At 46.0% G+C, this 20,322-nt stretch carries 21 protein-coding genes; 4 read left to right on the top strand and 17 right to left on the bottom strand.

Features of this window, described 5'->3' with window-relative positions:
- Positions 1-56: 56 nt before the first annotated feature.
- The 9 genes from RJP21_RS28605 to RJP21_RS28565 all read right to left on the bottom strand — a co-directional run bounded on the left by RJP21_RS28605 (position 57) and on the right by RJP21_RS28565 (position 9,758).
- Positions 57-629, bottom strand: a complete 573-nt coding sequence (locus RJP21_RS28605; protein ID WP_310862247.1) for a CPBP family glutamic-type intramembrane protease — start codon at positions 627-629, stop codon at positions 57-59.
- Positions 630-866: 237 nt separating this feature from the next.
- Positions 867-1,373, bottom strand: a complete 507-nt coding sequence (locus RJP21_RS28600) for a P-loop nucleotide/nucleoside kinase family protein (RefSeq protein WP_310862246.1) — start codon at positions 1,371-1,373, stop codon at positions 867-869.
- 6 nt (positions 1,374-1,379) lie between these two features.
- Entirely contained in the window at positions 1,380-1,607 is a 228-nt protein-coding gene (locus tag RJP21_RS28595) for a GNAT family N-acetyltransferase (RefSeq protein WP_310862245.1), read from the bottom strand.
- Positions 1,608-2,138: 531 nt separating this feature from the next.
- A complete protein-coding gene (locus RJP21_RS28590) occupies positions 2,139-2,693 on the bottom strand; it encodes an AAA family ATPase (protein WP_310862244.1) in 555 nt (184 codons plus the stop codon).
- A gap of 267 nt (positions 2,694-2,960) precedes the next feature.
- Positions 2,961-3,713 carry a GNAT family N-acetyltransferase gene (locus RJP21_RS28585; RefSeq protein WP_310862243.1) on the bottom strand — a complete coding sequence of 251 codons (753 nt, stop codon included), beginning with the start codon at positions 3,711-3,713 and terminating at the stop codon, positions 2,961-2,963.
- 352 nt (positions 3,714-4,065) lie between these two features.
- On the bottom strand, positions 4,066-5,616 hold the full coding sequence (locus tag RJP21_RS28580; RefSeq protein WP_310862242.1) for a hydantoinase/oxoprolinase family protein: 1,551 nt from the start codon (positions 5,614-5,616) through the stop codon (positions 4,066-4,068).
- Positions 5,609-6,712, bottom strand: a complete 1,104-nt coding sequence (locus tag RJP21_RS28575; RefSeq protein WP_310862241.1) for an S-methyl thiohydantoin desulfurase family protein — start codon at positions 6,710-6,712, stop codon at positions 5,609-5,611. The genes RJP21_RS28580 and RJP21_RS28575 overlap by 8 nt, the downstream gene beginning before the upstream one ends.
- Positions 6,713-7,978: a cytosine permease gene (locus tag RJP21_RS28570; protein ID WP_310862240.1), complete on the bottom strand. Its 1,266-nt coding sequence runs from the start codon at positions 7,976-7,978 to the stop codon at positions 6,713-6,715.
- 217 nt (positions 7,979-8,195) lie between these two features.
- Positions 8,196-9,758 carry a PucR family transcriptional regulator gene (locus RJP21_RS28565; RefSeq protein ID WP_310862239.1) on the bottom strand — a complete coding sequence of 521 codons (1,563 nt, stop codon included), beginning with the start codon at positions 9,756-9,758 and terminating at the stop codon, positions 8,196-8,198.
- 460 nt (positions 9,759-10,218) lie between these two features.
- Here RJP21_RS28565 and RJP21_RS28560 point away from each other — a divergent pair, with 460 nt between their 5' ends.
- Together RJP21_RS28560 and RJP21_RS28555 are read left to right on the top strand one after the other, a co-directional pair.
- Entirely contained in the window at positions 10,219-10,692 is a 474-nt protein-coding gene (locus RJP21_RS28560) for a MerR family transcriptional regulator (protein ID WP_310862238.1), read from the top strand.
- On the top strand, positions 10,676-11,089 hold the full coding sequence (locus RJP21_RS28555) for a hypothetical protein (RefSeq protein ID WP_310862237.1): 414 nt from the start codon (positions 10,676-10,678) through the stop codon (positions 11,087-11,089). Before RJP21_RS28560 ends, RJP21_RS28555 begins: the two co-directional genes overlap by 17 nt.
- A gap of 340 nt (positions 11,090-11,429) precedes the next feature.
- Here RJP21_RS28555 and RJP21_RS28550 read toward each other — a convergent pair whose 3' ends face one another.
- The 7 genes from RJP21_RS28550 to RJP21_RS28520 form a co-directional block, all read right to left on the bottom strand.
- Positions 11,430-12,044 carry a nucleotidyltransferase family protein gene (locus RJP21_RS28550; RefSeq protein WP_310862236.1) on the bottom strand — a complete coding sequence of 205 codons (615 nt, stop codon included), beginning with the start codon at positions 12,042-12,044 and terminating at the stop codon, positions 11,430-11,432.
- Between the two features lie 220 nt (positions 12,045-12,264).
- Positions 12,265-12,741: a DinB family protein gene (locus RJP21_RS28545; RefSeq protein ID WP_310862235.1), complete on the bottom strand. Its 477-nt coding sequence runs from the start codon at positions 12,739-12,741 to the stop codon at positions 12,265-12,267.
- Between the two features lie 337 nt (positions 12,742-13,078).
- The gene (locus RJP21_RS28540) at positions 13,079-14,929 is read right to left on the bottom strand and encodes an ABC transporter ATP-binding protein (RefSeq protein WP_310862234.1); all 1,851 of its coding nucleotides are present in this window, start codon (positions 14,927-14,929) and stop codon (positions 13,079-13,081) included.
- On the bottom strand, positions 14,922-16,658 hold the full coding sequence (locus RJP21_RS28535; RefSeq protein WP_310862233.1) for an ABC transporter ATP-binding protein: 1,737 nt from the start codon (positions 16,656-16,658) through the stop codon (positions 14,922-14,924). Before RJP21_RS28535 ends, RJP21_RS28540 begins: the two co-directional genes overlap by 8 nt.
- A 92-nt stretch (positions 16,659-16,750) precedes the next feature.
- Complete coding sequence (locus RJP21_RS28530) at positions 16,751-17,104, bottom strand: hypothetical protein (protein ID WP_310862232.1); 354 nt, start codon at positions 17,102-17,104, stop codon at positions 16,751-16,753.
- A gap of 282 nt (positions 17,105-17,386) precedes the next feature.
- Positions 17,387-17,659, bottom strand: a complete 273-nt coding sequence (locus tag RJP21_RS28525) for a barstar family protein (protein ID WP_310862231.1) — start codon at positions 17,657-17,659, stop codon at positions 17,387-17,389.
- A gap of 20 nt (positions 17,660-17,679) precedes the next feature.
- Positions 17,680-18,195 carry a ribonuclease gene (locus RJP21_RS28520; RefSeq protein ID WP_310862230.1) on the bottom strand — a complete coding sequence of 172 codons (516 nt, stop codon included), beginning with the start codon at positions 18,193-18,195 and terminating at the stop codon, positions 17,680-17,682.
- Between the two features lie 271 nt (positions 18,196-18,466).
- Here RJP21_RS28520 and RJP21_RS28515 point away from each other — a divergent pair, with 271 nt between their 5' ends.
- Positions 18,467-19,390 carry an aminoglycoside phosphotransferase family protein gene (locus RJP21_RS28515; RefSeq protein ID WP_310862282.1) on the top strand — a complete coding sequence of 308 codons (924 nt, stop codon included), beginning with the start codon at positions 18,467-18,469 and terminating at the stop codon, positions 19,388-19,390.
- A gap of 204 nt (positions 19,391-19,594) precedes the next feature.
- Here the strand turns inward: RJP21_RS28515 and RJP21_RS28510 are convergent, their stop codons facing one another.
- Positions 19,595-19,816: a hypothetical protein gene (locus RJP21_RS28510; protein ID WP_310862229.1), complete on the bottom strand. Its 222-nt coding sequence runs from the start codon at positions 19,814-19,816 to the stop codon at positions 19,595-19,597.
- 223 nt (positions 19,817-20,039) lie between these two features.
- Between RJP21_RS28510 and tnpA the strand changes: the two genes are divergently transcribed.
- The coding region (gene tnpA, locus RJP21_RS28505) for an IS200/IS605 family transposase (RefSeq protein WP_310862228.1) at positions 20,040-20,322 on the top strand (283 nt) is incomplete at its 3' end.

Raw genomic sequence — 20,322 nt, 5'->3', positions numbered from 1 at the left:
AGCAAACCACAATCTATATCTTTAATATTCTTTTTGAAAAGAGAATTGAAAATGAATTAAATATAATATGTAATATAAGCGAAAACAATATAGATTTTATCATCACTGTCATGGCTCCCAACAAATATCCCTCCTAAAAATGCAAAAATCATAAATCGAATACTTTCGGCTGATAATTTGTAGTATTGCAAATGACAGATTGCGAACAGACCGGCAGTAATGATTACTGGAATTGTTATTGGCATATATAAAACATCCATTATTTTAGATGGAACAATGAAGGACTCCGTGATCGGTAATATCAATCCCCTAAAGATTATCTCTTCTATAACCGGAAATGTTATTGCAAAATTTATAATGTTGTATTTCCCAATTGGATTATAGCCGGAAAAGCGCGCTGCGATCACATTAATTATGATAAGCATAACAAACAGTGGTATTGCATTACCATAAACAACCGGCATTTTAAAGGTATAGTTATTATTAAATAGTGGGGTGATCGTTACTATGATTAAAGCCCAGAATAATACAGTATATTTACCACCCCTCCTGCAAGGAGTCGTTCTAATGGCTACTTCTACTAGCTTGTAAGAAAAAGTTAACAGTAGTGATAAGCAAAGATATATCATAATAGCTCTCCAAGAAGGTTCTATGAATTATGTCTTTCAGGAATTTCGCCTATATGGATCCAAACATTTTTAGTTTAACGCCCATTCATTTAACGGACCATAATTGCGTTCAAATCCAGTGTCATGCATTCAGCACATTGTTTAAGAAGTTCAGGGATAATAGTAGTTTCTCCTGATTCACTTGCACCTGTAATTAAATGCTTCCATACTTTTATCATTTCCTTTTAATTTAACTGACTATTTTCTACGCCACTGTTCCAACTGTTTACGTAATGTCAGTAAGCTTTCTTCCACGGTTTGATGAGCCGTGTCGATGACAATATGATCCCGGTCCCAAACATCGTACTGTCGATTCCTGACCTGCTCCCACGTCGGTAAAACAAAGCCTTGAATATCGGCAGCACGCGTTTCGACTCGATGTCTGTGTTCACGATCATCAGAGCAGACCACTTCAATTTCCACATATGGAGTATCATTAGAATCGGCAACGTTACGCCAAGCCTGACGCGTTATTTCGATGGGATTGACCGTATCTGCAATAACGTCTAAGCCCAAGTGAAGATTCTGCGATGCAATTGCATAACAAACGATGTAACCTTCAGGTCCTTTAATGCTCTTTCCGGAATCCCGCATAGCCTGCTCAACGACATCGACTCGGAGATACGCAGCCTTTAGTTCTCTAGCTAAAGCAGATGATAACGTGGTTTTACCGGTGCCTGGCAACCCGCTAAATATATAGAGCATTAAACCCTACTCCTTTGAAGTATCCTTGTGTGCAATTACAAACCCTTTCTGCTCTGTATTCCCTTCAAGAATTGAATTTAGATATTGTTCTGTTCCATTTACAGTATGCTGAAATAAAAATATATCCGATAAATTATCAACGATTTCCGGATCATTACACCATTGTCTCATAAACTTCAAGTCTTCCTTGCGATACTCTCTTAAAATTACTCGATTACCAATAAGTCGTGGCATACAAGCAGATCCTTTAAGTTTTTATTATCATTGTAACGGTTTCATCTAACGTTATTGTGTTCACGACATCCCACCGATTTAAACCCCGAAAGGGTGATCACGATTCGGTTAGGTGGTGCGGGTGTGTCCGGCTGATTCCGCTTTCCTGCTGCTGAAATGCCTCTCAGAAACCACATCTAACTTCGTGCCAGACCGAGGGCGAATGCCCGATGCACGAACAATGGTGTTATAGATTGTATACTCCTTCTGATTCCTTTAATATATTTCTTTGCGTGAATTCCATATAGCCTCTTTGTATCTTATTATTCATCTTTCCAGTACCTCATAATTGCTGTTTTTAAATATTTTGCGGGGATTTCTTATAATGTTCTTGTATTCACGAAACGCCCCAGCCTTAGATAGCTCTTATCTTAGGCTGGGGCGTTTGTTGTCTGAGCTTCTTCCACGATTATACATCTGACAACCAAGGGGCGATAGCCCTGCAACATGAGTAAGTTGTTATAAGATGTTATGGCCTTCTTTGGACTACATTCAAATTCTCCCATCATTATCGCAATTCTTTAAATACTCAAGAACGATTTCTATACGTTCTTTCACGGTATGGTTTCCTTCAATTCTTAATATTGGACATTCCAAGTCAGACATCCAATGTTCATGTAAGGCGTAACTTCTTACATTTAATCCTCCTGTATCATAAAGAGAAGCCCATTCCAAAAATGCTTTAGATTGTTCGTATAGATTTCCATTAGGCAATATCTCTTTACCGTACCTTACATATTCTCTTTCCTTTAGTCTTTGTAATCTAACATCACTAGGTACTGAAAGGAAAATAACCAAATCAAATAAAGGCTTTAATTCATCTCCCCAGCCGCAAACGGCACCAGTTAGGATCCATTGTTCACAAAGTTTTAAATCATTTGTTAACAGTTGGAACCTCAATTGAGGCTCGCGTTGATGGGTAAATTTCTTTATCCAGAAATAATCATCTCCATCCAAAATATGATGTGGAAGATGCAATGAGAGTTCTTTCCCCAAGGTCGTGGCACCCGAACCAGAGGCTCCAAAAATATGTATTCGTTTCTTCAAATATCTTCCTCCATAAGTTTCCAATCAATCCATTGAATTGATTCATAAAGAAGTTATCATTTTCCTTTGCGATGATTATTTCTTATAACGTTCTTGTATTCACGAACCATCACTGGCTTAAGGCGCGAATGTGCCGGGTCCGTTGAACTTAGCCGGTGCAGGGTTGTCCGCTTGAATTCACTTCCCCGAAATTTCTCTTGCGGACCTGGAATCTGAAGGGCTGCAATGCGTAAATGCATTGTTAGGTGATGATTCGCATTTCGTTGACTATGCTTCCTCAAGCATTTTAATTAATTCCCGTTTGGTAACTGGATGATATGTAAGTAATTTGCCGTTATAGATGACATTAAAGACTCCGTAGGGGGATGGTGCAAACTGTGCTTCCATTGAATTACTCAACTCAACTACTTGCGATCTTATACCTCTCTCTTCAGCTACTTCAATAATCGTATTGATAGCATCGTAAATGTAAGGGCATTGATCAGATTTCAAAATGGTAATTCCATCTTTGAATTTACCTGCTCTTTCATCCCATCCATGATTAAAAACAGGGCAAGACTGATCGTCAAAACGTTTTACGACTAACTCAAAGTGTGGTGGAGCAGAATCAACTAACTCAAAACCATGTCTGACAAAAAAATCTGTATCCGTTAGCCAAGTTTTCGAACTGGTTACCATAGCAACACCGGACATGTTACTTGATCGTGCATCTGCAATACACTCCGACAATAGGCGAGATCCATATCCCTTCCCTTTTCCTTTCCCGACAATCCACAAACAATGTATAGCCATGTAATTAGATCCCTGTATCCCACGCCAGGTATATTCAATAGGTATATATTCGATAAAACCTCTCGGGTACCCGTCATCTTCAATGATTTTCAATCTGAGTCCCTCTTGGAATCTATCGAGCAGCCATGATTGCTTTCTTTTATAGCCTTGTGTCTTCGATTTACTTCTCATGCAGAAGAAACCCTTTTCCTCAATATTTTCCGAGGTAACATCTACTACCGTGACCATACATTCACTCCGTTCTTTGCGAAATTCCGCCTAATCATCCGTATTCTCGACGCAAACTGGCTTGTATAACTCCTATCTTGGTCGGCTCGCGTGTCTTCCAAGTTATCTTCCATTATTATACATCGACGACCAAGGGATGTAAGCCCCGCAGCGTGAATATTATGTTAACTGATGTCAATGACCTCATCGGAATCTCTCATATTTGTTCTCTGCAACTTAGTTCATTGATCAAACATTCAAATCGCCTCTTCATCCGCTTCGCCGCTCATGCTTTCCCCTCATCACCTTGCACCTCACCGATAACAAAAAAAGCCTCACACAAGTTGTGATAAACTCATGTGAAGCCTCTCTTCTACTTCATGTTTCCTACGACTTTCACTCTCAGTCTCGTCGCATTTCCCGGATGATAAGCCAGTGGGGTTTCTTCCACTTCCACGAGCTCCACCGTAGCCGGATCAGCGCCGGCCAGCACCGCCTGGTTTACGGCTTTTTCACGTGCATCTCTTAACGATTCCTCGCGGGGCTCTGTGGAATAGATGTATATCTGCTCATATTGTCCACTGATTTGAGCAATACACGCGCCAATGGCGTTGGCTACGCCCCCGTTCTCGGGCTTAATCATACGGGATACCCCGCGAATCGTGTCCGGTATAACGACACTGCCACCGCCTACCAAAACAAGCTCAACGTCTCCCGACGATGTCTTCATTTTATCAATGGCCTGCTCAATGATGGTTGCAATTTCAGCTTGCACGTTTTTAGCGAAGTCTTCATCCAGATGCGCCACCAAGTTCTTATCCCCGACATCCGCGAGCCCCAGCCGAACGGCAATGTCTGTCGTAGTCAGCGTATTCCCGCCAAAGACCAGCGCTTCTTGTCCAATCTTGTAGCCTACGCTATCAGGGCCAACCGTAATTTTGCCGTTCTCCGAGCGCACAATGCTTCCGCCGCCCAGCCCGACGGAGATAATATCCGGCATGCGGAAATTGGTGCGGATATCGCCAACCTCGACCGCAACCGAGGATTCTCTCGGGAAGCCGTCCTGCAATACCCCGATGTCCGATGTCGTCCCGCCTACGTCGAGAACCATCGTATCCTTGATCTTCGCTAAATAGGAAGCCCCGCGGATACTGTTCGTTGGCCCGCAGGCAATGGTCAGAATCGGAAACTGCTTGGCGTAATCTATCGACATTAAGGTTCCGTCATTTTGGCATAAAAACACGGCTGCGTCCGAGATGCCTTCTTCTTCCAACGCTTGTACAAAGCCCTCGGTCGTCGTTTTAATGACTTTGCACAATGCCGCATTGAGTATGGTCGCATTTTCCCGTTCGATCAAACCGACCGAACCGATCAATGAAGAACAGGATACAGGGAATTCCGGTCCATACACGCGATGGATGAGATCGCGAATCTGAAGCTCCTGGTCGTTTTTAATAGAAGAAAACACGCCGATCACCGCGATGGACTCCACGCCGCCGCACCATTTTTCTAAAAGTGCTTTGATCTCGGCTTCATCCACTTCACCAAGCACCTGGCCGTCGTATTCGTATCCGCCGTGGACGAGAGCATATCGACCCGACAGCTTCTCCACCATGTCCTTTGGCCATGACGTGTACGGGGCTACGGAAGCCGTTGCCGGGTAACCCAGACGAATGACGCCGACTTGGGCCAGCTTTTTACGCTCCACAATCGCATTGGTACACTGCGTCGTTCCTAACATGGCATGCGTAATTTGGGTTTTATCGATGTCCGCTTCCTGCAGCAACTTGCGGAGAGAAGTTTCGATGCCCGTTTTAATATCCAAGCTTGTTGGTGATTTCACCGCATGAATCAAATGATGATTCTCGTCCAGGATGATGGCATCCGTATTGGTGCCGCCTACATCGATTCCGATTCTATACATTCTCAGCCACCGCCTTTTTTACCAGTTCCTCGATCGGAACATAATCGTAATCATATCCGAAATACCTAGGGCCTGCCGTCTGGATCCCTTTTTCCGTTCTCCACTTTTCGTGGGCCGGCAGTCCGATCACCCGTACGCGTTTCCCGTATTTCAGGCTTTCTGTAGTTACGGGCAACAAGGTTTCGTAATCGACCAGACAGATCAAATCGGGAGTGATCGCTGCTACTTGACCGTTCAACTCAGCAACCAGGTTTTCGTTTTGAAAATGAACCTTCATCTCCCCGCCTTTAAACGCTTCAATGCCTTCGAGATGCATCCGGCCAAGGTTAAACCCGCCTTTGGTTTCGCGGATAACGTCCACGATTTTCCCTTGGAAAAGCTCATAACCGGACACGAGCTTCAGCAGTTCTTGGAGCTTGTCCTTGGCATCCCGGTTTTTCGATGTAATGATTGCTCCGATCTGTTCGGACAGGGTCACGATATGGTGAACGCCGCTTTCCTTGATTTGGGCCCCCGTCGCCGGGTACAGGCTGACTAGAGCACTGGCTCCCATTTCTACCGTAGCCACTCTTGCCAGCCGCTCCGTCCATTGATTATCGATGGTCTCAAAAATGCCGATGTTCCCTTTCTCATCCGTGATCGCCATCGGCGTCGCCGGAATGCCGTCCAGGTTGAACGTCACCATTTGCAGCTCCGGGAACGCCCGTCCCATACCGTCGCAGTCGATCAAGGGCAACCCCAGCTGCGCCGCAACGACGATGGGAATCATGGAGTTGACGCCCCCCGCTTCCATCGGAAACGTGCCGGCAATCTGTTCTTTACCCAAGTAATTCGCTAATTTTTGAAACACCTTCACAAACTCGTCCCCTTTAGGGAACTTCTCCACCAATACGGAAGGTGCTCCCATCATCGCCGCGGGAATGAAAAAGTCTTCATCCTGAACTTCGTCGACCGAGTATAGTTTTACAGGACCATATTTATCAATGGCCGAGAGAGCCATCAATTTGCCGATGTAAGGGTCTCCCCCTCCGCCGGTTCCCAGAAATGCAGCCCCGACGGCGATGTTTTCAACGGCGGCTTGATCTATATATCTCATTTACGATTCCTCCAATATGACAGTTTTCTGCGACGTTAAACGATAGCCGGCATAATATGAGGCAAAAGAAATGACAATCCCGATCAGCGGCTGATTCGGCAGCTGCGGCAAGCCCGGGAACAAGGATAACACGACAGGGGTACAAGCAATCACCGCGCCCACAAGCCAGGAAATGACGCCCAGCGTATTTACGCCTTCCACCTCTTGCCAGCGGCTCTTATCCCCTTTGCCAAGCACCCAGTAAGCAGCGATCATCACGCCTGCGACCGGCGGAATCATGGCCGACAGGATGGACATGATCGGCGTAAAATAGTTGAGGATGCCGACGACGGCCAATACGGTCCCAATGGTTCCCGCGATGCCGACGGCCCATTTTTCTTTTTGCTTCGATACGTTGAATACATTAATCAAGGCAATTCCGCCTGAAATGGCGTTCACGAGGTTCGTCTTCCAGGTAGCCAGAATCAGAACCACGCCGCCAATAAACGGGGTCGTAATGCTCAAAAAGGTTGCCGTAATATCGCTGGTCTGGTAAGCGATCGTCAGGACAGCTCCTGCGCCGATCATCAGCAAACCTGCCGGAATGATTCCAAAAAGCGCTGCTTTCAGGACATCGGAACGTTTTCTCGAAAATTGCGAGTAGTCCCCCGCAACAACCGCGCCCAAGGCAAACGAGCCCAGCGTTACCGCCAGTCCGTCCGTAAAGCTCATCGCTCCCGCAGGTTTATAATGCTGAATCAGCTGCAGTGAATCGCCGGTCAAAGCTTTGATCAGACCATAGATGCTGATCCCGACCAATAAAGGAACGGCAATATAGCTGATCACCCGCAGCACTTTAATCCCATAGACGGCCGAAACCACCATCACGAGGCCACAGATGAGGGATGCCAGCGGCACCGGCATGTCCATTCCGGTCACGACCAGCAGGTTGGCCAAGGCCGCACCGCACACATTCGCCTGGATGCCAAACCATCCGAGGCACGCAATGGCCAGAATGATCGATAAAATCGTCCGCGATCCTTTTTTGCCGAACACCTGACCCGCGACCTGAACCGTCGGTCTCCCCAGCTCCGTGCTTTGAATGCCCTGCAAAATCATAAGCAATACAATGATGGAGTAACCAACCAACGTGACGAGCAGCGCTTTCGATAAGCCCATGCCTGTAATCAGCGTATTTCCCACCAACAGACTCGGGATGCTGATGACCGCGCCGGCCCAGATGATCCCTAGACTGAACCAGGATTGATATTTTTTAGCGGATTTCATGTGACCCCTCCTCACGTTTGTTCGTTCGAATCATTTTTCTTTTATAGAATGAAATAAAGCTTTCATTCCCTGATTCACAGGATATTCCCGTGTGAAAGATGTAGTTTCTTTAATTCATTCTATGTAATTGTAAAAGATGAAGCAGGGCAGCGTCTTTTTCAGAAAACAAAAAAAATCCCGATGTTTTTGTCTGATTCGACAAAACCTCGGGATTTTTTCAGGTATGGATAAGTCGGTAAACCATGCATGCGGTATACACATCGTACGATTCCGAATTGACGGTGACATCGTAGCCGATCAGCTCGCATATTTTTTTGATGCGATATTTTACGGTATTTTTGTGGACGAACAACAGCTTGCTGCACTCATCCATATTCCCCTTCGCATCCAGAAGAAAGGTCATCAGGGTTTTCAATGCGTCAGGGTCGTCCATAATTGGCTCCATGACGGACAAGCATTCTTCCGTGATCTCTTCCCCTTGTTTACTGAGGTCTATGGCCCGTTTCATGTTTCGGATTTCCGCCGAGGTATACAGTTTGCGGTGATGATAAATGCGGTGAACTTCTTTTTCTACGCCGTTGACGAGTTGATACATCCGCCGTACGTCCTGCGTGTTCCTCATTCTCGGGGAATACACGATGCTTGATATTTCAGCGATGAGACCCGTGTTTTCAATGTAGTCCGCTGCGATTTCAAACTCATTGTATTTATAGGAACAATTCCCCAACAAAACGACAACGCAGTGATCGATCGTTTGAATGACGGCCGTTTTATAATATTGGGAGAGATAGGATTTCAAGTCTTCCCTAATCCTTTTTTCCTCCGACAAATCCTGAATGTAAACAAGCCACATCATTTGGATGGCGGATACGTCGATGTGAAGCAAATGGGCCAATCTGCGCATTTTTTCGCTTTCGTCGTTCACGATCGCTTTGACCAAAGCGTATTCGCTGACCTCGTTATGCTTGTCTCCCCACAAATTGATAGCCACCTGCACCACCTCGCTGATTTGATCCATCGTCTTCGGAGGCAGCTTCGTATTCTCTTTAATGAGAAACAGGTAAAGGATCTCCCCGTTTTTTTGCTGAACACGTTTGTATTCAACAAAGCAGGACGAATCCAGCTCGCCTTGCCCCATTCTGCCGTTCAAAATGGAAGGCGCTATTGACCGGATCAAATCCGCCACATCGAGCGATGAGTTGCGCGGCCACATGACCCGATTGATGATATCCAGGTTGCCGTTTGTCAGCACGATGTTTGCTTTCATCCGGTCCGACAGCAGTTTAAGGGTAATTTCCACGCTCCGCAAATGCTCCGGCAGCAGCGACACCTTTTCCAATGATTCATTCACGAAATGCTCATTCACATTCTGATTGCTGACGATTGCCTCCATGACTTCATAGATGACCTCGTTATACCGGAGAGAGTAGTCGTTTCTCGGCATGCAGATGATAATAAAATTCAGGGATTCGGCCAGCTCGAGCACTTCATCTGCGATGTCCGGCATCACAATGCCGACATAGTACAGAATCAGTCCCACTTCACCCAGGTCATGCAGATATTGAACCGTTTTGCATTGCTGCTCCACGCTATCCCTAATGGAATAAAAAGAGCTGATGACCAGCTCTTCGGCATACCACTCTTCTTGAACGGTCTGAATAATTTGCGAAAAGAAATTGACGTCCGCCACCTCTAAAACAGATAAAGAGGAAACGGTCTGATGAAGTCTGTTTGTTCCAGTGACTACCTGAGCTCCTCTAAATGAAGGCAGCTGCAGCAAATCTTTAACGGTTACCCCAATTCAACCACCACTTTTTTGTTCGATTCAAGCTGTAAGTTATAATGCCCGGCATAACCAAGCAGCCTAAGATAGGCTTCATTAATATTAAGTATAACCTTCCCTATGATAAGCAACCAAGTAAGTTCCTTTGCCAACTATGAAATTTTTTGCATACTCGGCCTGGTCCCCTAAGATGCTGAGTCAAAAATTCGGATATAAATGCCATTCTTTCGTATCTTTTTGATAAGAACTCCTTATTGATCTCTTCTTTAAAATATACTGCTCTTGTTTGCATATTGGTAGTCGTGCCACAGATCTTCAACGATTGATATTGTTTTTTTGTTTTATGTGCCCTCCCTTCTCCGATGATAATTTCGCCTATAGTTGCATGAATACGGTATGCAAAAATGACACAAAAAACGATTGACATTGGAGTTGACTCCAATGCTAATCTGAATATATGGAAAAACTATATTCTATAAAAGAGGTTTCACGAATGCTTGGTATCCCGAAGGATACACTGCGGTATTATGACCGTATTGGAATCGTAACGCCGTCTCGGGGACACAATTCTTATCGCAAGTATTCTAGGGACGACATCGTCGATTTGATGAATATTCAAATCATGCAGTATGCGGATTTTTCTCTAGAAGAAATCAAGGGGAAGTTTCGGTTCCACAGAATGCAGAGTGTAGATCCTGCTTATTGTGAGGAGGTCGCTGAATTCCTTGGTACCAAAAAGGCAGAAACACTCAAGAAAATCGAACATCTTGAAAAGGTCAGCCGGTTACTCGACGTAGCAATTGAAACGCTAAGGGACTTTAACCATGAAAGCGACCAGCAGCTGGCAGTGTTCGTTCGGGAGATTTACCGAGATCTTCAGAAGAAGGAACCTGAAATAACTAAGGGGGATTGTGATGGACATCAAAATTAAGAATTATTATTGTTTGATTGCTGGCGTCCTGGCAATACTTTTTGCTGTTACGCACGCTTGGAACGGGCAATCCGTTGTACTGCCGACGCTCTTGGTTAATGATATAGCCTTGAATACACGGATAACATTTACGTATATCTGGCACATTATCACCGCTGAGAATCTGGCTTTCGGCATAGTATTCATTATCCTGTCATTTCAAAGCGAAAAATCGAAGATCCGGTTTGCTGCGTGGATTTTCGTGTCGCTTCTACTCATTCGTCTGATGGTCATTCTCGGTGTAACGGCAAATTATGATGCTTCGGCACTTACGAATACATTAATCGATTCGATTGCCATCTTAATCTATTCCGCCTTCATTATAGTGGGCGCAAGAATAAAGAAAAAAGAAAAGTAAGGGGATCTAACATCTCAAAACCAGTAGGAAAGTTTGAAGCACTAAACTGCGTTTCATTGCCAGTGATTTTCAATACGCTAACGGGAAATTAGTTCATGATAAACCGCTAATGTGGCGTTGGGTAGATTTCTCTTGCTTCATCCCACTTCACGTTTGATTCCCCCAAACGTATTGAATTTGATTTAATTGTATCTTATTTTGGTTTTTTATTAGCACTTGATAGAATTTCACATACCGTACCGGTATTCACGAACCCTCGCCGACTTAAGCGACCAACGGGAGTGGCCGCGACGCGGTTAGCTTCGCTGGGTTGTCAGACTGATTCAGATTCCTCGAAATGCTAAAACAATTCTTTAAACTTTTCTCTATTTGCATTTGACAATGCTTTTCCCAATAATTCTTTGTCATAACCATTTGATATTAATGCATTCAAAATTGCATCGGTTCGATCTTGTCTATTTCTTCTAATATTTGATTCCAATTGTATCTCAAGTGGAACGACTGGTATTTCATAGTTCTCAAATTCAACGTACTTCTTTAACTCCCAAATATATTTACCACCTTCCCATATCCCTTCACCTTCAACCGAATCGGGTATTCCAGCTGAATTTGATATTTGAACCACTTCCACAGTAAAATCATGAATCTTCCATTTACCTTTAGTCCAAGTAAATCCAGAAGGAAAAGTTTGGGTAAAGTATGGTTCCTCATTAGAGGAAAGCCAGTCTACATCAAAATAAGAAAGATTAAATTTAGTCTTTAAGTTGAATTCATTCAGTAGTTGAGCTAATTCTTTAACATCATCCATGTTCTGAACATATATATCTAAATCATTTGGGTTCATTATCGCTTTCTGCAGTACAGATCCAACTGATCCGACAATAATCCATTCATTTGTTAGATTAGATTCTGAGTAGAGTTCATAAAATGTCTTTAAAGCTTGTTTCCAAGACATAAAAACAAATCCTCCTTTTTTATCGCTCTTCAAGGAATTTCTGATAACGTTGTTGTGTTCCTGACGTCGATTCTCCTTAGATAGCTCTTATATCTTTGAATTGATGTGTCTGCCTGAATCTGCTTCCTTGAAATCCTTCAAGCAGACCAAACGGCGACAGACGCGAAGCTGGGACACAGTGTTATAAGATGTTGGGGCTATCCCTGAATTCGCTTACACTTTATTGTATTGACTTTACGTACTTTTCAATTTGTTTTTTATGGTGTTTATCGTGGGAAATAAATCCTCTTAAATATCCCCTAATCGAAAACTTTTTCCTGTCTCCGTCTTTATATTCCTTTATATAATCTTCCTCTGGTAATCCGGTGATATCATCAATGATCTTGTTTCTGCATTCAAAGAATTGGTTAATGATAGAATCTCTTGTTTGACTCTTTGCATACTCCCTTGCATTGGCGTTGAATTCATCAAAGTTCAAATGCCTTACAGTCACGGATTGACCAAGCTTGATCTTCTCTATGCCTTCCTCATAAAAATATTTGTCCCAAAGCATGATGTGACTTATAACATCTTTCAATGACCATTTCCCTTCTGAAATGGGACTATTCCAATGTTCCTCATCTATAGTTTTTAACTCTTGTACAAAATCAATAAAGGATTTGAATTCTTCTACCATTTCCAAAGAGGTCTTCGCCATGTACATTACTCCTTTAAGTTGTTTTTTATATCGTTTCCCCAATTTCTGATAACTCTTATTCTACGAATTTCACTATACTTCCTCCATGAAAGAGCTTTGCGATATTCGTGATATATAACATTGTTATTAAAGACCAAACTTAAAAAACCCGCTTTCAACGTTTTGAACTTCAACCACACTACTATCAACGATTACATAAACCAACAAAAAACCGCCCGCTAAAGCGGACGGCCAATACTAGATCATTAGTGCTGTACAGAGTATAGACAATTTACAAAGCTTATATAGAACCTCAACTGAGAACCAGGTCGAACTAATAATGAAACAGCTCGTAACATCAAATCGCCCGTTTGAACTGGCTGTTATACAGCTCATAGTATACGCCCTGCAGTTTCAGCAGATCATCATGACTGCCCTGCTCGGCAATCCGCCCATTTTGGATTACGAGAATACGGTCCGCGTCCTGAATCGTGCTGAGCCTATGGGCGATGACGAAGCTGGTGCGTCCTTTCATCAGCGTTTTCATGGCCTGCTGGATATGCATTTCGGTACGCGTGTCCACGCTGCTGGTTGCTTCGTCCAGGATCAAGATCGCCGGATCGGCGAGGATCGCCCGCGCGATGGTTAGCAGTTGGCGCTGTCCATGGCTTAAACTGCCGCCTTCCGCGCCGAGCATCGTGTCATAGCCATGCGAAAGCCTGGCGATGAACCCGTCGGCATTGGCAAGCTTTGCCGCCTCTTCGACTTCTTGGTCGGTCGCATCGAGGCGGCCAAACCGGATATTTTCCCGGATGGTCCCGGAAAATACATGCGCGTCTTGAAGCACCATGCCAAGCTGGCCGCGAAGTTCGTTTTTGTCCATTTCACGGATGTCCACACCGTCTATTAGCACCGTGCCTTCACTGATTTCATAAAACCGGGTCAGCAGGTTGACGATCGTCGTTTTTCCCGCGCCAGTTGGTCCGACAAGGGCGATTTTCTCGCCCGGATTCGCTTGGAAGCTCACACCCCTAAGTATAGGCGAATCCTGCTTATAACCGAAGGATACTTCCTGAAAAACGACCTCTCCACGTAGCCGCGAAAGTTTGACATGCTTCTGTGCATCATCATATTCGGACCCCATATCCATGACTTCAAAAACGCGCTCCGCTCCGGCGATCGCCGACTGGATCAAATTGTACTGGTTGGCAAGCTCGGAAATCGGGCGGCCGAATTGCCTCGAATAGTTCAGGAAGCTGACGATGACCCCGACCGTGGCCATGCCATGAAATGCCATCCAACCGCCGACGCCGGCGATCAGCGCAAAGTTGAGGTTGTTGATCATGTTCATGACCGGGCCGACAAGCCCGGAAACGATCTGCGCCTTGATGCCGTATTTGTTCAGCTCGCCGCTGAGTTTGCGGAACCGTTTGGCTTCGGTCTTTTCCCTCCGGTATTGTTTGACCACCTTCAAGCCGCTTACCGTCTCTTCGATAAAGCCGTTAAGCTCGCCCAAATGCCGCTGCTGGTTTTTAAAATAAACCCGGCTGAATCCGGAAATTTTCCGGCTTGCCAGCAGTACGAGCGGGACGGTCACCATTGCGACAACCGTCAGGGGGATGTTCAGCATCAGCATAATAACGAGCGAACCGCTGAGCGTGATCAAGCTGTTTATCAGCTGCGTTACGCTTTGATTCAGCGTGTTTGCGACATTATCGATGTCGTTTGTTGCCCGGCTCATCAGTTCCCCGTTTGCATGCGTGTCAAAAAACTGCACGGGCAGCTGATGGTATTTGGCGAACAGGTCGCGCCGCAGCTCAAACACGGTTTTTTGCGAAACGGCCGTCATGACGTACGCCTGCACCCAAGCGATCACGCTTCCAAGCACATAAATTCCCAGAAGAAGCAGACAAAACCGGACAAGCCCGCTAAAATCGCCGGGAATCACCGCCTTATCGATCGCTTTTCCGATCAAGTACGGCCCGATTAGTGATACAACCGCGTTTAATACGGTAAACACGTATACCGTAATAAGTCCTGCCCGCTGGCGATTCAAATACGACCAGATGCGCCGAATTGTAGCGCCGCGGTTTTTGGCTCGAACCTTCGGCACTTGTCCCCGTCCAGGCCCTGTGCCCGGCGGTCCGCCCCCAATACCGCCTGGTCGGCCAGGGATCGGCATCGGCGTTCGGTTATGTAGACTAGACATAAGGCGCCTCCTCTCCGTTCAGCTGCGAGTGCAAAATGTCTTGGTATATTTCGCTGTTCCGTATGAGCTCTTCATGGGTGCCCTGGGCCACGATTCGACCGTTTTCCAAAATCAGGATGAGGTCGGCGTCAATAACGGATGACACGCGTTGAGCAATCAAAAGGTTGGTGCTGCTCCGCATCTCCGTTTTCAACAGCTGCCTGACCCGGGATTCGGTCGCTGCATCCAGTGCGCTGGTGCTGTCGTCCATGATAAGAATTGTTGGCCGGATGAGCAGTGCCCTCGCGATCGCAAGCCGCTGCTTCTGCCCGCCGGAGAGATTGATCCCGCGCTGGCCGAGCACGGTGTCATACCCTTGCGGAAGCTCCGAAATAAAACCGTGAGCCTCTGCGATCATAGCCGCTTTCTCCACTTCCTCGTCGCTGGCGTCCGGACAGCCGAAGCGGATATTGTCCCGTATGGTGCCGCTGAACAGGATGGTGTGCTGCATGACGAACCCGATCCGGCTGCGAAGATGTTCCAGGCTCATCCGGCGAATATCAGTGCCGTCGATCGTAATCGCGCCGCTTGAAACGTCATACAGCCGCGGTATAAGACTAACGAGCGTGGACTTGCCCGTGCCGGTGGCGCCAAGAATGGCCGTCGTTTTTCCCGGTTCGGCAACAAAGCTGATATTTTCCAAAACCAGATTTTCGTCGTCCTTGTCATAGGCGAACGCTACGTTGTGGAATTCGACTCTCCCTGCATGAATGCCGTCATGTAGGGCGTCTGAATCTTCGGTAATATCGCTTGTCGCAGCGAACACTTCGTTGACCCGATCCGCCGACACTTTAGCCCGGGACACAAAGGTAAGCATATTGCTCATCATCATCATCGACATCAACAGCTGGGTAGCGTAATTGATAAACGCCGCCAAATTCCCGACGGGAAACCCGTTGTTCCAGGTCTGCGCTCCCCCAAACCAAAGGACGGCAACGATGCTCGCATTCAGAATCAACATCATAAGCGGTAGATTCAGCGCCATAAGCCGGTTCGCCCTGATCGCCGTCCGGGTATAATCGGTGTTCGCGTCATGAAAACGCTGCTGTTCCTGCCTCGCCCGAACGAATGCCTTGATCACGCGGATTCCCGCCAAATTTTCCTGAAGAACCACGTTGACGGCATCCAGTTTTGACTGCATTTTCGCGAACAAAGGAAAAGAGAGCCGGATGAGTACATACAAAAGGATAAAAAGGAGCGGAACGGCGACCAGCAGGATCAACGTGAGCGATGGACTGATCCGGATCGCCATGATCAAGCTGCCGATCAAGAGCAGTGGGGAACGCACGAATGACCGTAAAATCATTTGCACAAACGTCTGAAGCTGCACGACATCATTCGTTAACCGGGTAATGAGCGATCCCGTCTTGAGCCGGTCCAAATTCCGATTCGAGAACGATTGAATATGCTCGAAGAGCCGAATCCGCAAATCGTTGCCGAAATTTTGCGAGGCGATGCTTGAAAACACGGTACAGCCCACGCCTCCGATTACCCCGGTCAACGCCACGCCAACCATGATCAGGCCGGTCGAAACGATATGATGTAAATCGTTTTTCATGAGGCCTTCATCCACTATGCTCGCCATCAGCGTCGGCTGCAGCAAATCCATGAATACCTCGACCACCATCAACAGCGGCGCGAGAATGCACCACAGCCCATACGGCTTCAAAAAGGTTTTAAGCTTCCACATTCCATTCCCCCCTGCTTTCAGCAGCGTCAGGATATGTCAAGACCGTCTTAAAAACTGCTCGGTCTGGACCCGGACAAACGTTTCTTTCCGCTTCAGTTTTTGTCATCTTTCTTTTCCTCGCCATCCGGTTTCTCCTCTTTTTCTTCGCTTTCAGTAAAAACTTCAAAAAGCTCGAACGTATGGATAAACTCCTGAATGATCGCATCGGTCGCTTTGAGCTCCCCGCTGATTACCTGCTTGATGGACTCGTATTCCGGCTGTTCGAGCTGGCTCGCCAAAGTCGAGCGTTTCACGTTCAGCCTCTCAAGAAATGCAACCGCTCTCCCCCGGCGGAAGGTCTGTGCACTATGAAAACGCGTCTTTTTGTCCTCATGTCCGTGACCTCTGCCTTCCCGATGCTCCATATGCCCGTGACGTCCTTTATGCTCATGTCTGCCTTCACGCATCTTCGTTTCCTCCTTCAACTTGTATACTTTTGCATACATCATGTTCATTGTATACAAATGTATACGACAAAATAATCATTGTCAAGATCATTATCAATCCCCGCATTGACTGTAAGTGCGGTACGCGACCACGAACAACAGCTCGAGTCTCCAAAATAAAAAAACCGCGGAGACCGCGGTTCGGGAAAAACATTCGGTTCGGAAATGCCCTTTCCGCCGAAATAAAAAAGCCTGACCGATCAGGCTTTTCAAATGTATGTAACTAAACAGGATTGCCGAAGATTACTCGAGTTCCAGTCGAAAACCTTCGATTTCTTCTTCCGCATCCCGGAACAACTGCAGCAGGGACCGGCCGTATTCCCCCAGCTTCTTTTCGCTTTCCTCAAAACGGACCCAGCGAACGGTAAGCGGCATGTCGACCCAACCCGTAAGACAATCCCATAACGCGTCCAAATTGCCGCCGTAAAGATCGGGCAATGCCAATCCTTCCTTGAGGACGGCATGCAGTTGACCGATATTATCGATGTTCCCGCCATCTAAAATGAACGTACGCATTTTTTATGATCCTCCAATGACTACTTGATTTGTTCAAACGTGTTGTAGTGATCTTCCGTCTTGTATATTAAACCGTCGTTGGAGAATAGAATGCGGTCTTTTCCCCGATGCCCGGATTTATAATTGATATCCGCTTCATACCAGATTCTCCCCTTTTTATCGGGCAATTTCTTTTCTCGGTTCCGGAAAATATCGCCGCCAATGCTTTTCCCCGGCGCAACTTTTTGCAAATTTCCCGCTTGCGCGTCCCAGCCGAGCTTTTCCGCTTCTTTTTTCGTAATGAAATTATCGGGAAGTTTATGGTGTTCCTTGATGTAATCCGCAACGCCTTCAAACGTCGTTAAACGTTCCGACTGCTGCTGATGCTTTTGCTGTTGGGACGGCTTTTGAGCCGGCTTTTGAGCCGGCTGTTGGCTCGATTGGCGGTTCGATTGCTGGCCCGGTTGTTGGCTCTGCTGGATCTCGCTCACTCCGCAACCGGTCAAAAGCAGCAGACAACTGAACAAAACAAATAATACGGACTTCAAAGCTTTCAATGATTCATCCTCGTTTCTTTGTGAAATGGTCTTATGATGGCCGCCGCCCATGGAAGGTGCACAAACAAAAAGCCTAAGGAATGAAATCCAGAGGCTTTGAACGGCTGATTTTATCGACACCTTATTCAACATCATACCAACCCGGAAAGAAAAAGTCTATATTTTCGGCCGGATTTTATCTACGATGGGGTAGCCGGCAAAAACTTTTGTTTAGGAGTGTTGTTCAATGGATGGGACTTGTCACCTTAATCAGACGGATTTACAGAGTTATATACGCGATGTTTTTGGTACCGGCTATGTCGTTGCCAACGTGTCGCGGATGCATGGCGGCGCGCAAAAGGTCGTCTACAAAATCGACTGCAGCAATGGATTTTCCTGCGTTTTGTACGTGTGGGATCTTGCCATGAGTTATTTTCAAGAAGAAACGGTACGTAAAAATTCAAGCGTACAATCCTATGGCAGCGATCTTTTTAAAATCAACAACCGATATTTGACGCAAAAAGGCATTCGTACGCCCTCTCTCTATGATTTGAATAAAGAAAGGAACCGTTATCCTTTTGATTATGCACTGGTTGAATATATTGAAGGAAAAAAGGCGGAAGACTATTTCCGCAATGCAGATTCACGGGTTCAAGATCAAGTGTTTCAAAGGTTGGGTGAAATGATTGCCGCCATGCATGCCGACAAAAGGCAAACCTTTGGGAAACTGAATCATTTCGGCGCCAGCACGGCAGCATGTCAGCAAATTCAAATGGAAAATGCCAAAGAACAACTATCCTATGCTTCACGCCATATTGAGAGCATTAGAGCGAACCATGACAAACTGCTCGATACGATGCATGAGCTCGAATCCAAACTGACGCCCCGGACGGAATACGGTTTTATTCACGGGGAACTGGGGCCTGATCATGTTTTGGTAAATGACCGACTGGAACCCTACTTGATCGATATCGAGGGGGCGATGTTTTTTGATATTGAACATGAGCATAGTTTTATGGCGTTCAGGTTCGGGGAGTTCTACCGGTATTTGAAAAATGATTCGCTCGATGAAGACCGAATGCGGTTCTACCGCTTCCTCCATCATATCTCGCTAACCTCAGGTGGATTGAAGCTGCTGCACAGAGGTTTTCCGGATCAGACATTCGCCAAAGAGTTGGCCGAGTATCATTCCAAATGCGCGTTGAATTTTGTTTAAATGCGAATAGCGCCAGTATCCGCAGAAACCGGCGCTATCGCTTCATTTAATCTCAGAGAAATAGCTTCTATTGGTTAAGCAGCGTCAAATTTTTGATATAAATATGATTTAATATGCCTGCTTCCTCATTCAAAATATAGACGCCTCTCCGCTGGCCCCGCGGATTCTGCCAATCCCTGTCGAAAGGCAGCGGCGAACGGTTCGTCACTTCGAGATTGTTGATTTCCCAATACTGCTGTTCTTCAAAAAGGCGGCTTCCAGCTCCGACGTCACGCCGGCGATTAACGGCTTGCCGCCTGAACCGTACATGTCGATGACGATCGGATTACCGTTTTCGCCTGAACCTTTTGGCCACAGCCTGCCGTTCCAGCTTCCCCCGGCTTTAAACAAAATTTTGTCGCCCGGCGCAAATGTCGTTGCGTTCACTTTATCAAGCGACCTCCAGGCAGAACTTTCGCTTGTGGCGCTATTTCCGTCATTACAGTAATTGCCAACTGAAAGCCCACGGTTTTAATCGTGGGATGAAAGACGGCTTTGCCAGAACATCCCTTCATGAGATGGGAAGGGCAAACACATAGCACGTGTGCGTGTGTGCTTTTCTTTTTGTTTAATTGTTGTAGCTGTATGATTAAACTGATACCATTGTTTTATGGGACAAGAATATAGACGTACAGCTACAACAGTATCTCTCATTAATTATCATTTTGTTTTCTGCCCTCGTTACCGAAGAAAAGTGTTAGTAAAACAAGTGGAAATTCGATTCAAGGAGCTATTAGCTGAAATATGCCATCAGAATAACTGGATGATTGTGGCGATGGAAGTGATGCCCGATCATGTCCATCTGTTCCTGAACGGTCTTCCCACCGATTCTCCATCAGATGTTATGGCAAAAGTGAAAGGAGTGACCTCTCGAATATTAAGGCAGGAGTTTG

The organism is Paenibacillus sp. VCA1 (assembly GCF_031583795.1).
Lineage (GTDB): Bacteria > Bacillota > Bacilli > Paenibacillales > Paenibacillaceae > Paenibacillus_AQ > Paenibacillus_AQ albilobatus.
The sequence above is the reverse complement of the archived record's forward strand: the minus strand, read 5'-3'. Positions and strand labels throughout refer to the sequence as shown.